The following is a 16,213-nucleotide window of genomic DNA, read 5'->3' on the forward strand; positions in this document are numbered from 1 at the left end:
GACAAAGTATCTCTGCTGTAACAAATTTCTCCGCTAGTGCAGTTAGCGAAACACGTATATGATGCTACCTAGATTTTTTCTGCGCTCGCAATCGAGAGGGGATAATGTTAAGATACATAGTTCTGTATGAACACGACGTTTTCCTACATGTTTGAGATACTCCTTGCCATCAATGTTTGACCATAGGCCGTCGCTGCTGCTACGACAAAATAATAACATCAAACGCAAAGTACTGTTTGCTTCTGGGTTATTCCTGATTGTCTTGGTGCTCCTATCCACAACTATTCAAGCACCGCCCAATGCGGCAGTGGCAGGTGCATACTACCCATTCAAAATTGATGGGCCAAATTCAGTTGTCGGCTTCAATTACTGGAAAATGATGTGGCACTATGATGATGCCAAGACGGAAAAGCAAAATCTAAAAGCGTTTCAGACCTGGTGGTGCATAGATTCTAAAGGAAGTATGCTAAAGAATTGCAACAACAAAGAAGCAGAGCCTGTCGTCCGCGACATGAAAGGGCTCATGTTATTTGTCAAAGAACACACGCTGCAAATAATCAGCATCAAGGTCACCGAGTTCTAGGCAAGTCATCCCAACGACCCGCATAACTATGAAACCACCCACAAGGACAAGACAACAAAGGAAGACATCAAAAAATGGTTCCTGGCCGCGTACGGTGGTAAAGATGGAAGAACGCAGAGACTCTACGAGAGTTACGAAAAATTGGCATTCCATTCTAACAAGAATCTTTCAGATGAACAGAATCTAGAGGCGTTCAAAGAGTGGTGGTGCAAAGGAGTAGCGGAAGCAGTGGGAGCGAATGGCCGATTGGTAAGAGAAGATCTAATGTGCTCAGGCGGTGAAAATGATCCTTCAAAGTCGATTATAGTATGCAATTCAATGACTATCGCATCGATATGGTCCTCTTTGTCAAAGCAATGCATCCCTTGGATTCAGAACACAGAATAACAAAGAGCGTGATAAAGGACTGGGTGTGGACGGAATACAATCGCTCTCTTTATGTGGGAGGGGCAGGCAAGGCCTTGCAAAGGAATGTGTGTATGTATATGTATGTCTGTTTCCGTATGCATGTGTGTGTGCGCATGCGGGTTGATACAATATCTGAGTGTCTCGAGAATATCCAGATATGACAGCTAATCTTTTCTGCCTTTCGTAAAGCGTTTGCGCCTCCCTCCTTACCCTCTCCTCCCTCAGAAAGTCATAGTTCTTTTGCCATTTCTATAACTGCACTGATCTGCCGGCTTTGTTCCAGTGAAAAAGAAAGAGATCTCGGCACCACTTGCAAAATACAGGATCCGTGCCATTAAATCCACCATTGAAGTCGAGCCTTCCTGTGCTGTCTGGAAAAACCACTCCGGCTAATCTTTCGTTCAAGGCTGTTCCCAGTTTGATGTCTTTAGGATCTTCCATTAGTCGGTACTCAATTCTACCTTTATTGGCTCCTACAGATTTCCGCAAGTTTGCCCAGTCGTCCCTACTGCCATGGGGAACAATTATTTTCCATGTAACAGAGCTACTCTCAAGCTTGCCGCTGTTGATAACGTAGTTCTGGTTACCCAGAAGATGGTCCGCCATTAGCCAGATATATTCCTCCGCATCTTTCACTACCCGTTGTGTATGCGCCAAAACTGCGCCTACTTTATCTACATATCTTGATTGTTGGAGTTCGCCTATTCGCTCTATGAATTCCGCGGGCAGAGACGTTATATCATGCGAAAGAAAGTATTCCCTATTTTGTGTCATGAAGTGGATTGACGGTACAAGCTTCAGAATTGTCTCGCCAAACAAAGTCAGACCAAAAAAGCTATCAGAGTCCTTCTCTATGAGCTTTGCATCTCGAAGGCGCATTAGGTGCTTGGAAGTCTCTTGAGGTGTGGCTGAAATCTTGGCCGTGAGCTGGCTCAATCTAAGTCTTTCATTTCTGATTTCAGAGAGTAAGGTTAACCGGTCTCTGTTGGCAAGAATGAAAAGAAATTCTGCAAGCTCTTCCAAATCCTGTATTTCTTCAACGTGCCGGTTGATATTTAACGCTCTCGTTGAAGAGACCTAATCTAGCCCTGCATCGATATCTGATGCATGGAAACCATTTCCAAAAGTTTACAGGACAAACTGGAATCTAATAAAACTAACATAAGCTCTACTTCCAAGTGGAGGCTTGAAAGAGATGGAGGTGTCGATTTGTGACATATCCCAGCAATGATTCTGCATCCACACAAAAACCCAGTCTGGCATGGTATCTATTGCCAATTTTCCTAAACTGGGTAGGAGGATTGATAATGTACCTTGCAATAAGAAATAGGTCGCAAGAGATGGCAAAAAAAGGTCTTTTTCTGAGCTTGGCACTTACCGCAGCAGCAGTAGCAATTTATCTGGTCATGTCATTCACAGTGCGCGCATTATTTTGAATCCTGCAAGAATCCATAATCAGTAGTAGTCTATCCTAAGACAGTACTGCGTTAATTGGCCGAGAGAAAAAATATGACAGCCAGCCCTAAATAAAGAAGATAGAGTAAATCTGACAGAAGCACTACGGCCACTCCCTATCATCTCTTCTTATCTATGAATATACCATGGCATCTTAATAGATCCTTTGTTCGATAAGATGTAGTCGCCAATAGTAGTGAGGGTCGCGACTGGTCGAATCACAGCATGTTTGACAAGTGGGTTGGAAAACTGATGGAAGGCGGCAGCCGCGTTTACGCTGGCATGTCGTCGAAGCATGAATCAATATCCGAAGAAGAAGAAAAAGAAGAAATAGAAAAGTTCAGGACAGAACTTGCGGAAATGAAGTTAAAAGTGCGAACAAATCCTCAAGAGGTAGAGGAATGGTTTGATAAAGCAAACCGGTTTGTTCACTCGACTCAGGACAAACAACAAGAGTCCTCAACATCTACTACTTCTGATGCGGCGCCGGCAACAGAGGACAATAGTAATTATACCAATAATACCAATACGGCTTATAAGGAAAACAACCACATTTCGGCAAACGTTATCGATGTTATTGTTGATGATAATAATAATGATGATTATTATTCAGAAACAGGAGGACAAGCGCCGCAGAAACAACAGATACAGGAGGAGCAGCAGAATCATCGTCATCAACAAGAACAAGAATTGACGGAATTACTCGAAGAATCCGCAGAAATCGCACTTGACAAAATTTCACAGCTAACGATTACTGCGAAGGACAGGCTCTCACCGATTGCAAGGTCAGGCATCTCTCAACTCAATGTATTCAAGGAGGAGGGAAATGATCTCAAAAAACTACTTTCATCGAAGGAAATCATCATTTACAAGACAGATGCCATCGCTATCATGCTCCGCAAGTATGGAGGAATTATCGAATTTTTAGATGCTTATGACAAGCTAATCCGAGAAGGCTATGTACTAGATCACAGCGAACCAATCGAGAGCTTCTTCTTCGAAATTCCAATTAATGGAATAAAGACAAGGCTGGGCAAGCTGTATTATTTCCATCATCGCAAGTATACTGCCGCAGCTATGCCTCCCTTTGAGCCATCACCATCTTCCTCATCAGCAACGGCAGTGACCGACGGCGGTCGTGATGATAACTCTTGCAAGAAATATGTGGCGGCCGTATTCTTGAAGGGATCTACTGCTACTACTGCTACTAGTAGTACGTCGAATCTGGCTAGAGGGCGCCAAGAACACCAAGAAGGGTAATAGGCAGTACATCGAAGTTATCCCCATCCAGAGGGTCAACGACGCTTATGAGAGAATAATGCTCAAATCCGATGTGAAATACCGGTTCTCCATTGATATAGCCTCTCTTAAATCACAGTAAAACAAGGCATCTCGGGCTTCTATCCCTTCCTGCCGCATCAAGCTAATAATCGTGGTGTGTTTTTACGCAAACGCCAACCTGCCAGCTAAAATCTATAACAGGCGTTAGTGGTAGTGATAGTAGTAGTAGCAGCCATTCATCAACTGCGGCATATATCTGAATGGCGTCAAAGCCACGACTACAATTACCGACCAGAAATATAGTCTGCCACATAGTACCCGCACCTCGCTCTCCTCCCCCTCCCCTTCTCTGTAATTGCTAGGCTTTAGATGCTGTTGATAAAGAAGCTTGCTTAATTATTGCAACAAATGCTATTAATGTGATACTTTTCTCTAGCTATATGCAATATTTGGTCATTATACCCATTATTTTGCATCGGTCTTAAATCAAACTTTGGTTAGACAGCGCTCGATAATAAACAGCAGTCACTTGAAAAGCAAAATGTTGTTGATGAGCATGGTGCTGGGCTTGCTTCGCAATCGCATCATATGCGATATCTTTGCCCGATGCGTTTGCGTCAAGAGGCGGAGGTGATGGTGGCGACGATGGAGACTGAGGCAGCGGAGGCGACCGAGTATTCTGTCCATGCCATGGTAGTGGAGGAAATGGGGGAAACAGTGGATACTACAATGACGATGACGATGACGACCGCAAGCATCCCGGCAAGCCACACAAGCCCCATCCAAAATATCGCTAAGAAAATGTCCGGAGCAAAGAAACACATACACATGCACTTCCTCTTCCTTTATCTTGCAGTGGAGTGAACACAAGAGAACTAGGCAGAAAGTCGAAGGAAGAGAGAGAATGTGTGGTAGAGACTAGGGGCCAAAATATGTGGAGAAAAAGTTGTGAACCTGCAAGAAAAGTGCCGACTCTGTTGCGTGTTATTGCAACAACATACTCTCACACACATATACGCACAATCTCGCTCCTCCGTTTTTATCTCACATCATGTGCATATCGTACGGCACAAGCCCATCAGGGCGCAGCATAAATGCTAGAATCGTAGCTTCGTGTCTATATTCTGCAGAAACGGCTTTTGCTACCCTGAAGAGCTTCACAAAAGATATGGTAGATGAGTTTTCAAGGTAATAACCTTCTGTCTTCTTTAGTGTAGACTATCCTGCTCTTTCTTATTTGAGGGATTATGTCGACTAACTCTTCTTCTATGGGTGCATAAGTAATTTGGCAGACACACCTCATTGGTGCTTTAAAAAAAGCAGTATAGCTGCAACACGTATCTACCTGCGCGCTAGAGACGTGCATATATATACATGTGCAAGCTCCGGGCAGCTTGCAGAGTCTTTGCCGTGTAATACTGGAAATGATGAAAAAGATTTTTGCTGTCGTTTGTATTGGTATACTGGATAGGTTTTTCACTTGAGTGAGGTATAACCCCAGGCTTTGTAACACCTATGAGCCAACAAGTGATATACATTGATCTGCAAATGCTTTGCAGTGGATAGCTAAGAAATGCGAGGAGTTGGCGGCTGCTTTTCAGTTGCTGTTACTGTTACTGTTGCTCTTGCTCTTGCTCTTTTAACAGCACTTGGTGCCACTCATTCTTCGTCAATTCTTGCCAATGCTCAAATTCCTCCGGGTGTCGAGCCTGAACCTGTAAAGGTTCCCAATCCCTTAACGCCGCGTAATCAAACGGGCGAGGTTATAGACATCATTATCGGAAACCTGAACGTAACTTTACCACAACCAAAAGACAATGCAACAACAGTAATACCGCCGCCGGGAGGATGAAATGTGGGATTTCCTAGACTGTCTTTTTAAAACATGATATATAACAATGGCCGACCATCTGTTCAAGTCGTCTCTATGACGAGATACTTGTATGAAAACGCGATCTAGTAGCCCGTTCTCACTTTCTCTCTTTTTACCATCTCTTCAGCGAGAAAAATAAAAAAGAGGTTGTATTTTTTCTCGCAGAGCTGTATCCTGTGAGCTTCAAAAGTCACAGACATCTGTCTCCTCAAATGCCGAGTATTCAAACATAACCCTGAATTTTTTAAATCTAATCTTAAGTATCAGTTTCCTATATATTATATAATATTATTACTTACATAAGCAGCTGTCTTAAGCCTTTAAAGCAACCCTGCCTAGAATTCTATGGCATGGCGAATCATTCAGTTGAGGGAAACAAACTGATATTTTATTCTGCATTTGCTGCTTTAGGCTTGGCACTCGTGCCGTTTGGCTTTACTCTTTCTAACAATTTAGCTTCCTCTCAGGCCGCTGGAATTTCAGACATTTTCACTTGCTATATTAACGACGGCAAGTCCGCGCAGGCAGCTTCTGGCGGACAGCCTGGTCAGCCCGGTGAACCCGGCGCGGGTCCAACCGGTGGTCAAGGTGGCGCAGGCGGAGCTGGAGGTCAGGGTGGAACTGCTGGACTTCACACACTTAATTGCTCGACCTTGACTGGAGAAATCCTCAATTGCTATAATGTTACCTCGATTGCGAATACAAATAGTACACAGAGAGGTCCTAGCGGACAGCCTGGTCAGCCCGGTGAACCCGGCGCGGGTCCAACCGGAGGCGCTGGAGGTGAACCTGGCGAGCCCGGTCAGGGCGGTGAAGGGCCTGGTGGCGGCGCTGGAGGTGATGCCGGCAGCGGAGGTGCAGGCGGAGCTGGCGGCATTCTTGGTAGTGGCGGTGCAGGCGGCCAAGGTGGCGCAGGCGGAGCTGGAGGTCAGGGTGGAACTGCTGGACTTCACACACTTAATTGCTCGACCTTGACTGGAGAAATCCTCAATTGCTATAATGTTACCTCGATTGCGAATACAAATAGTACACAGAGAGGTCCTAGCGGACAGCCTGGTCAGCCCGGTGAACCCGGCGCGGGTCCAACCGGTGGTCAAGGTGGCGCAGGCGGAGCTGGCGGTGCAGGCGGCCAAGGTGGGAGTAGCAGCATTCTTGACACCGCTGGCAATGGAAATCCTCTGATCTGCATCAACAACAGTAGCGGCATTCTTGGTAGTGGCGGTGCAGGCGGCGCTGGCGGACAGCCTGGTCAGCCCGGTGAACCCGGCGCGGGTCCAACCGGTGGTCAAGGTGGCGCAGGCGGCGCTGGCGGTGCAGGCGGCCAAGGTGGCTAAGCTCTAAGAGAAGGTGTTCCCTACTCCTATTCATCCTTACTATTTGATTCTCTAACAGACAGTTATGTTTCACCTGGTATTTGAGCGAAAGTGATCTCTATGAAACAAAATTAGTATATGCTATTTTTACACATCGTCAAGTTGCAGAACTATGTGGGTATATTCGTTGTCTAAATTATTACACCTGCAAGTAAAAACTTCTGGCCAATGAGAATATAGATATATACTATATATTCATGGCCTCCCGTTGTGCTGTTATATCTCCTCTCTCTCTTGTTTTAGACCTGCAATTCGGCATGCCTTTTTCCTAGCTGCTAATTAGGTCATTCTTTTACTCTGTCTCTTCCCAGTATATTTTTTTGTATCCGCTTGTGATCTTGCCAAACTATATATACATTCATGAGATGACAAAAAAGTAATTCTAGTAATGATTAGTCTCCAAACAAACAGACGAAGTTACTTGTACGTAGAATGAAAATCTTTTTGGTTATTACTAATTACAAGAATCTCTTCAATGACAAGTGAAACATGATATGGCCTGAAGTAAGATCTAAGTAACAAACACAGAATTCTATAATTCAAATGTTTTTACCTTCCTATATATTATATAATATTATTACTTACATAAGCAGCTGTCTTAAGCCTTTAAAGCAAGCCTATATGGAATTATAGTCAATGTCAAATCATGCACATGAAAGACGAAATGTGATTTCTTACATCGCCTTTCTCGTACTCGGGTTGGCATTGGCATCATATATGATGCCAATGTCTACTGCGTTTGCAGCAGGGAAAGGCGGAGCAGGCGGTTCCGGCGGCTCTGGCGGCAGCACTGTGGTCGGCGATGCAGGTTCCGGCGGCTCTGGTGGATCCGGAGGCAGCGGCGGCAGCTCTGTAATCGGTGATGCAGGTGAAGGCGGCGAAGGCGGATCCGGTGGATCTGGCGGAAATTCCGTAGTCGGTGATGCAGGTTCCGGCGGCTCTGGTGGATCCGGAGGCAGCGGCGGCAGCACTGTGGTCGGCGAAGGCGGCTCTGGCGGAGGCGGCGGCCAAGGTGGGACTGGCGGCAGCACCGTCATTGGCGAAGGCGGCGAAGGCGGATCCGGTGGATCTGGCGGAGGCGGAGGCGACTCTGTAATTGGAGGCGGCGGTTCCGGCGGCTCTGGCGGCGGAGGCGGCGGCGGAAATTCCGTAGTCGGTGATGCAGGTTCCGGCGGTTCCGGCGGCAGCGGCGGTTCCGGCGGCGACACTGTAGTAGGCTCTGGCGGAGGCGGCGGTTCCGGCGGCAGCGGCGGCTCTGGCGGCGGCACCGTCATTGGTGAAGGCGGTTCCGGCGGCAGCGGCGGCTCTGGCGGCGGAGGCGGAGATACTGTTATCGGAGGCGGCGGAGGTGCAGGCGGCGGAGGCGGCGGCGGAGGCGGCGGCGACACCGTAGTCGGTGAAGGCGGTTCCGGCGGTTCCGGCGGCTCTGGCGGCAAAGGTGGAAATTCCGTAGTTGGTGATGCAGGTTCCGGCGGCTCTGGCGGAGGCGGCGGAGGCGGCGGCAATGCAGTCATCGGTGAAGGCGGCGATGGCGGTTCCGGCGGCAGCGGCGGCTCTGGCGGCAGTACTGTAGTCGGTAAAGGTGGCTCTGGCGGCAGCGGCGGCTCCGGTGGAGAAGGCGGCGACAGTGTAGTCCACAAGCCTCTGGTTAAGCACAAGAAGCCAAAACACAAGTAATGTCGACAAATCTCGGGAGAGGGGACGATAATGTATCGCCTCTCTCCTTCTGTCTCTTTTTATATTTTCCTAACGAGACTTGTTGCTTATGGTTCTCCTTCTTCTACTCTCTAGAGAAGTACTTGTTTGTTCTCAAATATGGGTCGAATTAAGTTCTTTTTGGATTTCCTGCCGATGCTGATGTCATCAACATCATAATATCCACATCACAATACAACTGGGGTCAATCAGTCTGGTGATATGATATGGGATTAGGTATTGGCAGAGGATTCGGAGGGATTATTGGGTTTGCTTTACTACCAATACGCACTTGCGCATTTGCCAGTGGATCCTGAGACAGATTCACGCCACATGCAGTAATCCATACCTGAACAAGAGCAGTTGCTATCATCAGTGTCAAACCTATCAATAAGGTGCTCCCTTTCACATAAGGACGACGATACTCCAAACCTTACATCACATACACACATACATATCCAGTGCGTACTATATTATTCCCTAGGTCACATTTCTAATAACGCTAGATTTGACGCACCAAGAAATATGACTATTTATCCACTCGTGTGAGCAGAGTTCGCCAGAATAGTCGATTCTATATATGGGACAAAACAGCAGAGACGTGATCTTTTTCTTCTGTTCGTGGCGTGTGTCTGTGTGCGTATATATATATATATCCAAGAATGCGCCGACAATGCTTCAAGTTGTCATAATAATAGTAGTAGCCTGTAACTAATGAGACCTGGTTGGCAAACCTACCTGCCTACATATCGTAGCATAAAAAAGATTTGCTATTTGGAGCAAATCATACTATCTGATGTTATAGTTTTGCCTTCGGACCACTTTAAATATTGTATTCAGATGTTGAGCAGTACTGTGAAATTATGATCAAAGCAGAGTTTCGAGGTCGGGTCATAACTGAGACAACTGCAGTGACAGTCTTTTACCTTATGGCCTCCTCCTCTCTTCTCGGTATCGTCATGCTTTCTTCGCTATATCTGGAACATGGGCGGCTGCAGCATGTATATGCCCAGCAAGTGGCATTAAGCGAAAATACTGCGGTGGAACTAGCAAAGCCCGCGGTAGTTAAAATTTATAATTTTGCCTCTATTTCATTATCTGTTCAAGCAGCGGGTGTAAAGGTGCAGAGTCTGCAAGGTGCACTTGACCAGCTTTTAAGCCAAGGTAAGCTTGACATACAAGACAGCCGGGCTGTGCTAGATGCTCTAATTGAGGTGATATATCAAGACCCTGGCAGATATCTTGCTCCATTACCAGATACCTTGAACCTTTCTGCATCGATGAATGCCACCGGCTCTGGTTTTATAGTTACGCCTGACGGCTATATTGTAAGCAATGCACATGTTGTGCGATTTCCTGACTATGACATTGAGCAAACGATTAGAAATGATAGGGATACATTTTTTGCGACATTTTTGCCGCAGGTATTTGCCGACACTAGCGGAACACTGGAAAATATTTTTGTCCCAATGTTTCCGAACGTCGCATCACTTCAGCTTACTCCTGAAGAAGAGAACGGCCTGCTGCTTGCTTTTATCCAGTATTACCATAATGCGCCTTATCATATAACTGGCTTTGAGCCAAATGTATTTGCAGAGATGAGAGTGTCAATACCGGGAGTACTGACAGGGGGAAAATTAGTACCTGCCGAAGTCATTCCGAGTGCTACTGGAAAGGCTGAGGGTAAAGATGTGGCAGTTCTAAAAGTAGAGGGTAACGATAACCTACCCACCGTGGCGCTTGGCGATGAGAATTCTCTAGCATCTTTGGATGACATAATCGCAATAGGATTCCCCGGTTCAGTTTCAATCTTTCCCGACCTTTTGGCGCAAGGCATCCAACCTTCAATAACAAGGGGCCAGTTTAGCGGATTTCAGCCCACCATCTTTGGATTTAGTCTTGTTCAAACATCCACACCAATATCCCACGGCAGTAGCGGTGGTCCTGCCGTGGATTCATCAGGGAGAGTGGTAGGAATTACAACTTCTACCAGCATTAACCCTGTTACCGGGCAAGAAGAAAATTCCGCATTTAATTTCTTGATTCCTGTTAGTATAGTCAAAGATTTCCTGAATAGAATAAACGTTCATGCGCAGGAAAGCCAATTCACAAAAATGTATAGGCAGGCACTACTCGAGTTTGAAGCGCAGAATTACTCGCGGTCTCTGGAAATCTTGGAGCAGCTGAACAGGATTGCGCCTGGTAATCCTGAGGTTCAGAATCTTATTTCATTGGTACAGACTCGGATGCTACTGCTTGAAAATCAAGAACACCAAGCGTAATAACAACAGCCGTAGCAACAAGACAAAACCCTCGCTGTTCTAAAGATGATGGTGCTTCAAAGCTGCCTCCTGCCATATAATTCAACGACCATTGCATCGATATTATCATCTTTGTCAATGGCAGAGACAAGGTCCTTGGCATCATTATTATCCTCGGACGGGATTTCTTTGTCTTCCTCCTCTCTCTTTCGCGATCGCCAGTCCGACGTGCATATGTGACTGTATGAAGCAAATAAGAAGCCACCAAAGCTCCATAGCCTCTATTGCTCAAAAAGCGCACGCATATACTGCATCAATGCCCACAATTGGGAAGAGAAATCAAACAATGGTACCGTTATAACTATTCGTCGGCTGAAAAATTGCCTCAATAACATATGCTAGCCGATGGCAAGTTAGCAGAGCCTGCGGGTGCTTACTACAATATTGAGCATGAATTTCAGTTAGATTACCCGTGAGTCGAACAGCGTACGAATAGTCAACAGCAGTACCTTGTTCAGTATTTTTTAATACGATCTTATGCGAGATAAAAATAAGAAAAGAAGGAGAGGTGCATCATAAAATGGCAAATCATTTCTGGGTTGGTTCGCTTTGCCTACGGGCGCCGCCATCACCCTCCTTCTCCTCCACAACCCTGACCTCGGTGTTCTCGTCAATAGCTGCTCGAATCAAACCACCACCTTCGCCGTCCTACCCATCTAACGTCATTGCAGTTTCTGACACTCTGACTATCTTGGAAGACCTCGGAAACCATATCCCTGACAAGTCCTGGATGCTTTACCTGCTTGAACTATTTGACAAGAATACAGCGGCAGCTGTGGAGCTTGACCTGATATGTCAGTTCAATGATAGGGACAATTTTTGGGCAATCTTTAGGGGGATCAATCGATACAAGTTTACCAAAGTCCTTCCTGCCGTGGGCCACTCTTATCTCCGTGAGATAATAATGAAAAAGGAAAAGAAGTCGATTGAATTTTCATTAACAGACCTCGGTACGAAACAGAATGAAACTTTTTCTTTCGATGTCTCTTCAGAAGATAAGAGATTTTCGTATCAAGGGGGCAATCATTTTACAGGAATAGAATGGTGGAACAAGGCTAGCGGCAGTAATGGCAACACTCCATTCCCAATCAGATACAAAGTGGAAGTCTCGAACCTAAGTTTCGGCCAAGCCACTGATGGGACGCCAACTAGGCCGCCGATCGATTATCGTCCATATAACATGTTGATACCAAATAGGGATGACGTTAGTAGGGTGAAAAATTATCCTGTTTCATTTGAAAACCCGGCTGTCAAGGATGATGGAAAAAGTATTCGATATGCTGTCGCTTCTGGAGAGACGATTGCAGGTATTCGCTTTATCTGTGATCTGCGTGGTATACCTGAAGCCATCTAAAAGGTTCTGTATCATTCGCGTCGGTTGGTTTGACAATGAGAGTGATGAAAAATGCTATCCGATGGTAATGCGACAGGACCGATGAGACGCATGATTTTGGGAGTCAGGCTGTGTTCTTTGGTTAGGCAAGGCTTATCTGCGATGATTACGAGGCTTCATCATGGGTAAAGTCTGATGCAGGAGCAAGAAGCGGCCGAAGTCACTGATTTGCGTTCACTTGGGATTAATCCGAAAAGAAAGAAGGAACTTAATGACAAAAAAGAACTTGAGGAGCTGGCCGATAACATCAAACAATCAATGTTCCAAGATTACAAGACTGCTTGTAGCAGAAAAGGCCGCAAATACGAAAAGGAAGCGAAATCGACTCTAATTGCTAGTGTTCTTTTTTAGAATTTATTTAATGCGCGAAAATATTTTTAGAGCTAGAGAAATCTAGCTGATGCCATGTTCAAGTTCATAGCGACCATTTGACACACTTTTCTAGAAAACGCCTCCCATACGTGCGGCTTGTGAAATCTTTTACTCTGTTCATGATGGGGAACCCCTCAGTCACACTGGCTCCGTATCTAGAATGTTTCTCTGGTTTGTGGCGTTGCCGCTCTCCCTGTACAACACGTATAGAATTGTTGCCGCCAGGCACATCGAGGCTTTGCTGCCCCGGATTCTGATCCACGCAATGGTGCGCACGATAGACACATCGCCTGCCTGCAAACATGATGCGCACCGAGAAAAACAAGGGAAATATTATTACAAAAATGAATCTCCTTTTTGCACATCTTGCTTTCAAAGGCTACTCCTTCACATTCTCTAAATACATATTAGATTACAACAAACTATTCTATTAGATCCAGGGCAAATTTCAGGTCGTCAATCTCCCTCTGGATAATCCGACTTTCTGGCTCATCAGCATATTTCAAAAGACGTTCGCATGCTTGAAGCTCTGCAACTATGATCTCCTTCCTGTCAAGACAGAGCGCATGGTATGTATCGACAAAGGAATATGCCACCCTGCCAGAAGATGTGCAACCGCATGTTTTTGCGATAAGAATATGGTTTACTTCAGAATTCCCTATGTTCATCTGAAGAGCAGTGGTCTCATGGTATATACGACGTTCTGGATTAAAGTTAAGCGGCACTAACTTATTTTACATTAATTGCTCACAAGAAATTTTCATGCCGCATTGTTACTAGGATTGTTTATATAGTCGAATCACGTATGTAAAACACTAATACGTAACATGTTCTGAGAAGTTAATTCTTCTCCTCACCCGTCATTGTAATGGAAACTTCAGCAATCCTATGTTGTATGTGTAACAGTCGACGCATGGTCACAGATCCAGAGTCTGGCGAGATCATATGTAGCAGGTGCGGCCTTGTATCGCAAGATATGTTGACAGATGGCCGTGCGGAATGGCGAGTCTTTGGCTTGGATGACAATAATAATAATAAAAATAACAATCGGCAAAGGGTCGGCTCACCAAATTCCCTTGCGTTTCATGATATGGGACTGTCTACCATCATCGGAACGGATAGCAGAGACTCCACTGGACACAAATTAGATGCATCTATGAATTCTGCGATGCAAAGGTTAAGGACGTGGGATTTCAGAAGCCTGTCCAGTTCCTCCGCCAATAGAAATCGGATGAAGGCCTTCAGCGAACTTGGCAGGTTAAAGGATAAGCTTGGTTTGTCGGATGCAATAGTGGAAAAGACCGCTTACATTTACAGAAAGGCTCAACAGAAGCAGCTGATAAAGGGAAGGGCCATCCCATCCATATTGGCCGCAGCCCTATACATAGCATGCAGAGAGATGGGAGCTCCAAGGTCACTTCACGAGACGGCTGAAATCACCAATGTCAAATCCAAGGCACTTTCACACCACTATAAGTTACTAATTCGTGAACTTGACATCAAGGTTCCATTGATAGATCCTGTGAGGTATATCGCAAAGATAGCAAATAAGACAAGAATTCAAGAAAAGACGCAGAGAACTGCCATTGATATAATGAACAATATCGTCAAGAAAGAGATATCGGCCGGAAAGAACCCTGTAGGACTTGCCGCAACTGTCCTGTACGTATCTTGTTTGGACAACGATGAGAAGATAACCCAGAGAGAGATCGCGGATGCGGCAGGCGTAACCGAGGTAACTGTCAGAAACAGATTCAAAGATCTGAAGGTCCACCTTCTCTGTGTGAATTAGATGGAGTAGAGATGATAAATGCCCATGTTGATGTTAAAGTGCAAGAGTTGTGGAGAGGTGTTTCCAGGGATCTACGTGCCTGAAGGAAGTACTGACAATTTTAAATCAATTGCTACAAGTTCGGATCCGCTGCACATTTGTTCTAGAGGACACAAGAACATGTACCTCACAGAAGATTACATGGATTGGTCCTAAGAAGTTGTCATCCTCCTTCCCCTCATCCGCATCGTCCTTACATCCATCATCATCATCATCATCATCATCCTTCTTGGCGAGCAAGCCAATGAGGCCTGTAGTTCTTGTAAGCTATCCTGATCCCTTCGCAGCAGAAGAAGCAAAAAGCCTTGTAGAATCCGCGGATCGCTCTATCGCCGGCATGTTTACTCAAAAATATCTGAACCATTCGCGATATGGGGTTGGCTCGGGTAAAGCTGAGGAGATAAAAGAATTTGTCAAAGAATCCAAAGCAGAACAGATAGTGGTTGATGAACACCTTACATCGAGACAAATATACAATCTTGAAAAGCTTGCAGGCGTGCAGGTGATTGACAGAGAGCGCCTGATACTTGACATATTTTATTCTCGGGCCACTTCAACAGAGGCAAAGCTGCAGATTGAACTTGCAGAAATCGAGTACGAAATGCCACGCGTCCGGGAAAACGCTAAACTGACTTCTGGCGGCGAGCGCGCCGGCAAGGGGGGCATGGGAGAGTATGTAGTAGATGTACGATTCAGAGATTTGAAGAGACGTATGTCATTTATCAAAGAGAAATTAAAGAATGCTCAGCGAAAGCGCGAACTCTACCATCAACAGAGGGTAAGAATCGGGACGCCTGTCGTTTCGCTAGTGGGATATACCAGTTCAGGCAAGACCACATTGTTCAATCTGCTGACGGGCGAACACAAGCAAACTTCTAGCAATCTGTTTACAACTCTCTCAACGACAACTCGATCATTAAGAATCCATAATGAGCACGAAGTATTGCTCACCGATACTGTTGGCTTTATCAGCAGACTCCCAACATACATGATAGATGCATTCAAATCAACGCTGGAAGAATCGCTCGCGGCAGATTTGATTCTGCTGCTGATAGATGTTTCGGAAGGTCTTCGGGAAATTAGAATAAAGTACACTGCTTGTAGAAGCGTACTTGAAGAGCTAAAAGCAGATAGATCGAAGGTTCTTGTCGTGTTTACAAAGTATGACAGCCTAGCAAATCCAGAAGAGACGACTAGGCAGATTGCGGAGGATTTAGGAATACCGAATCCGGTCGCCATATCTTCGAAAAGTGGCTATGGGATTAGTAAGCTCAGGACAATGATCGGCCAGCATCAGTATGTTATCAGTGCAAGCAAGTGAGACTATTATGTGACATTTATGTCGGTGCTTTGAAGCGACGATACGCTAAATGGCCTGCTTAACTAGAGATGGCTTTTGCACGTTTACGTGTTGTTTGTGCATTTTTCCTCCCCTCCCCCCAGCCAGAGTCAAGAGTACACATTTGGAACCCGGCCAGTTTAACTATAGCAAGTATAAGGCAATTTGCACATGCTAATTCGACCAGCCATACGCCCTGTGTTTCTGGTATTTCTAGAGTTTGCGACTCGATAATGAGAGAAAGGAGAGAAAGAAGCGTATATCACTGTAAATACAGAGAGGAATATTT

At 45.5% G+C, this 16,213-nt stretch carries 15 protein-coding genes and 1 pseudogene; 13 read left to right on the top strand and 3 right to left on the bottom strand.

The window, feature by feature from the left end; all coding sequences use genetic code 11:
- Nucleotides 1–163 precede the first annotated feature (163 nt).
- Complete coding sequence (locus NTE_RS02125) at nucleotides 164–583, top strand: hypothetical protein (RefSeq protein ID WP_158385002.1); 420 nt, start codon at nucleotides 164–166, stop codon at nucleotides 581–583.
- Between the two features lie 657 nt (nucleotides 584–1,240).
- Here NTE_RS02125 and NTE_RS02130 read toward each other — a convergent pair.
- Nucleotides 1,241–2,014, bottom strand: coding sequence for a hypothetical protein (locus tag NTE_RS02130; protein WP_148699535.1), 774 nt, complete (start codon nucleotides 2,012–2,014; stop codon nucleotides 1,241–1,243).
- A gap of 188 nt (nucleotides 2,015–2,202) precedes the next feature.
- Here NTE_RS02130 and NTE_RS02135 point away from each other — a divergent pair, with 188 nt between their 5' ends.
- The 10 genes and pseudogenes from NTE_RS02135 (at nucleotide 2,203) to NTE_RS02195 (ending at nucleotide 12,733) form a co-directional block, all read left to right on the top strand.
- Nucleotides 2,203–2,427 carry a hypothetical protein gene (locus NTE_RS02135; protein ID WP_148699536.1) on the top strand — a complete coding sequence of 75 codons (225 nt, stop codon included), beginning with the start codon at nucleotides 2,203–2,205 and terminating at the stop codon, nucleotides 2,425–2,427.
- Between the two features lie 271 nt (nucleotides 2,428–2,698).
- Nucleotides 2,699–3,706, top strand: a complete 1,008-nt coding sequence (locus NTE_RS02140) for a hypothetical protein (protein ID WP_148699537.1) — start codon at nucleotides 2,699–2,701, stop codon at nucleotides 3,704–3,706.
- Nucleotides 3,707–3,716: 10 nt separating this feature from the next.
- Nucleotides 3,717–3,827, top strand: a pseudogene (locus NTE_RS17525) (NAD(P)-dependent alcohol dehydrogenase); the annotation flags it as partial.
- 545 nt (nucleotides 3,828–4,372) lie between these two features.
- Complete coding sequence (locus NTE_RS02150; protein WP_148699538.1) at nucleotides 4,373–4,591, top strand: hypothetical protein; 219 nt, start codon at nucleotides 4,373–4,375, stop codon at nucleotides 4,589–4,591.
- A 709-nt stretch (nucleotides 4,592–5,300) separates the two neighbouring features.
- The gene (locus NTE_RS02155; protein ID WP_148699539.1) at nucleotides 5,301–5,579 is read left to right on the top strand and encodes a hypothetical protein; all 279 of its coding nucleotides are present in this window, start codon (nucleotides 5,301–5,303) and stop codon (nucleotides 5,577–5,579) included.
- A 371-nt stretch (nucleotides 5,580–5,950) separates the two neighbouring features.
- Complete coding sequence (locus tag NTE_RS16250; protein WP_158385004.1) at nucleotides 5,951–6,934, top strand: hypothetical protein; 984 nt, start codon at nucleotides 5,951–5,953, stop codon at nucleotides 6,932–6,934.
- A 756-nt stretch (nucleotides 6,935–7,690) separates the two neighbouring features.
- Entirely contained in the window at nucleotides 7,691–8,650 is a 960-nt protein-coding gene (locus tag NTE_RS16255) for a hypothetical protein (RefSeq protein WP_158385006.1), read from the top strand.
- Between the two features lie 881 nt (nucleotides 8,651–9,531).
- Nucleotides 9,532–10,950 (top strand): S1C family serine protease, encoded by a 1,419-nt coding sequence (locus tag NTE_RS02185; protein WP_148699540.1) that lies wholly within the window; start codon nucleotides 9,532–9,534, stop codon nucleotides 10,948–10,950.
- A gap of 730 nt (nucleotides 10,951–11,680) precedes the next feature.
- Entirely contained in the window at nucleotides 11,681–12,343 is a 663-nt protein-coding gene (locus NTE_RS02190) for a hypothetical protein (protein ID WP_158385008.1), read from the top strand.
- A 174-nt stretch (nucleotides 12,344–12,517) separates the two neighbouring features.
- On the top strand, nucleotides 12,518–12,733 hold the full coding sequence (locus NTE_RS02195; RefSeq protein ID WP_148699542.1) for a hypothetical protein: 216 nt from the start codon (nucleotides 12,518–12,520) through the stop codon (nucleotides 12,731–12,733).
- Nucleotides 12,734–12,892: 159 nt separating this feature from the next.
- On the opposite strand, the gene NTE_RS17050 is transcribed toward NTE_RS02195, so the two are convergent.
- Nucleotides 12,893–13,054, bottom strand: coding sequence for a hypothetical protein (locus NTE_RS17050; protein WP_226987120.1), 162 nt, complete (start codon nucleotides 13,052–13,054; stop codon nucleotides 12,893–12,895).
- 122 nt (nucleotides 13,055–13,176) lie between these two features.
- Nucleotides 13,177–13,479 carry a hypothetical protein gene (locus tag NTE_RS02200; protein ID WP_226987121.1) on the bottom strand — a complete coding sequence of 101 codons (303 nt, stop codon included), beginning with the start codon at nucleotides 13,477–13,479 and terminating at the stop codon, nucleotides 13,177–13,179.
- A 170-nt stretch (nucleotides 13,480–13,649) separates the two neighbouring features.
- On the opposite strand from NTE_RS02200, the gene NTE_RS02205 reads away from it, so the two are divergent.
- Entirely contained in the window at nucleotides 13,650–14,546 is an 897-nt protein-coding gene (locus tag NTE_RS02205) for a transcription initiation factor IIB (RefSeq protein WP_148701986.1), read from the top strand.
- Nucleotides 14,547–14,814: 268 nt separating this feature from the next.
- Nucleotides 14,815–15,906 carry a GTPase HflX gene (gene hflX, locus NTE_RS02210; protein ID WP_148699543.1) on the top strand — a complete coding sequence of 364 codons (1,092 nt, stop codon included), beginning with the start codon at nucleotides 14,815–14,817 and terminating at the stop codon, nucleotides 15,904–15,906.
- The last annotated feature ends 307 nt before the right edge of the window (nucleotides 15,907–16,213 follow it).

This window comes from Candidatus Nitrososphaera evergladensis SR1 (assembly GCF_000730285.1).
GTDB lineage: Archaea > Thermoproteota > Nitrososphaeria > Nitrososphaerales > Nitrososphaeraceae > Nitrososphaera > Nitrososphaera evergladensis.